The 1,661-nt window shown below is 64.7% G+C and carries 2 protein-coding genes; both read right to left on the reverse strand.

Annotated elements, in window-relative coordinates:
- On the reverse strand, positions 1-699 hold the full coding sequence (locus ACESMY_RS23650; RefSeq protein WP_372787093.1) for an IS6 family transposase: 699 nt from the start codon (positions 697-699) through the stop codon (positions 1-3).
- Positions 700-978: 279 nt separating this feature from the next.
- The coding region (locus ACESMY_RS23655) for an IS3 family transposase (RefSeq protein ID WP_372787094.1) at positions 979-1,661 on the reverse strand (683 nt) is incomplete at its 5' end.

Here is a 1,661-nt window from a genome sequence, read left to right on the forward strand (position 1 = left end):
TCAGGCAGCCGCGGTCGCCGCCGTCCACGTCGTCATGGACTCGGCCCGGAACCGGCGGAGGGTGGGTCGGCGGATCAGGTGACGCTGGACATTGAAGGCGTTGTAGATGGCGGCGTGGGTGGTGAGGAAGCGCTGGGCGGAGGCCTGGGACTTGAAGCGCTGCATCTTCCGCTCCCGTCGCCGGATGGGCAGGTGGGAGTTTTCAGCCCTGTTGTTCTCCCGCAATCGGCCTGGTCGGTGGCGGTCGTGCAGCCCCAATTCCCGCAGCGCCGATACGTAGGATCCAAGGCCGTCGGTGGTGATGGTCTCGGGCTCGACCGGCTGGTTTCTGAGCAGACGGGTGAGCAGTTTCAGGGCCGCCTCGGTGTCCCGCCGCCTTTGCATCACAAGGTCCAGAACTTCGCCCTCGTCATCGACGGCGCGCCACAAATACATCCGCTTTCCGCCAACCGTGCAGACCATCTCGTCGAGATGCCATCGGGGTGACGGCGCGGGCCTGCGGCGCTTCAGGTTGCGGGCAATCGGGGGACCGAATTTGATCGTCCAACAGCGGACGGTCTCATAGCTCACCTCGATCCCGCGCTGGGCAAGCAGCTCCTCGACATCGCGGAAGCTCAGGGTGAAACGAAAATACAGCCACACAGCATGGCGGATAACGTCAGCCGGAAATCGATGGCGGGAAAAGGAAATGCGTTTCATCGTCTCCGACTATCAGCTCAGCGCCCGGCCGTCGAAACCCCAACCTTCGCTCGCCGCGCCAGCTCGGAGACAAGCTCGCGTTAACCTGACAGCACCGGGGGAAGTGGGGGCAACAGAGGTGGCCCCGATCGTTTGAACACGCGCTTGGCGACGATAGGTGATTCCTGCCTTGGTTGAAGTAGAGTTGTCCACGGCGGCGGGCGGTCGTCGCATCTCACGACGAAACGGCCGGCCGACGCGGTGGGCAACTCGTTCGCACGGCGCGTCGTGCGAGCATCTTTACGCGGCTTCCCGCACTTGCGCCAACGCCTGGGCGTAGGCCTGATCGGGCGTGTTTCCGCGATGGGCGGTGTGAGGCCGGCAGGTGTTGTAGAAGTCCAGGTATCGCCCGAGGCTGGCGCGCGCCTGGCCGACGCTCTCATAGGCCTTCAGATAGACCTCCTCGTATTTGACGCTCTTCCACAGCCGCTCGACGAAGACGTTATCGCGCCAGCAGCCCCTGCCGTCCATGCTGATCGCGATGCCCTCGGCCTTCAGCCGCTCGGTAAAGGCCAGGCTGGTGAACTGACTGCCCTGGTCGGTGTTGAAGATCTCCGGACATCCGTGGCGCGCCAGCGCCGCCTCGACGGCGCGGACGCAGAAGTCGGTCTCCATGGTGATCGACACCTCCCAGGCGAGCACCTTGCGGCTGGCCCAGTCGATCACCGCCGCCAGGAAGACGAAGCCCCGGGCCATGGGGATATAGGTGATGTCCATGGCCCAGACCTGGTTCGATCGGTCGATGGTCAGTCCGCGCAGCAGATAGGGCCAGATCGGGTTCTGGGGATGCTTGCGGCTGGTGTTCGGCCGCCGGTAGATCGCCTCGATCCCCATCCTGCGCATCAGCGTCGCCACATGCTTACGGCCCATCGAAAAGCCCAGCGGCTTCAGAAGGCCGCTCAGCATGCGGGCGCCGGCGAACG

Origin of the sequence: Phenylobacterium sp. (genome assembly GCF_041691455.1) — a bacterium.
Lineage (GTDB): Bacteria > Pseudomonadota > Alphaproteobacteria > Caulobacterales > Caulobacteraceae > Phenylobacterium.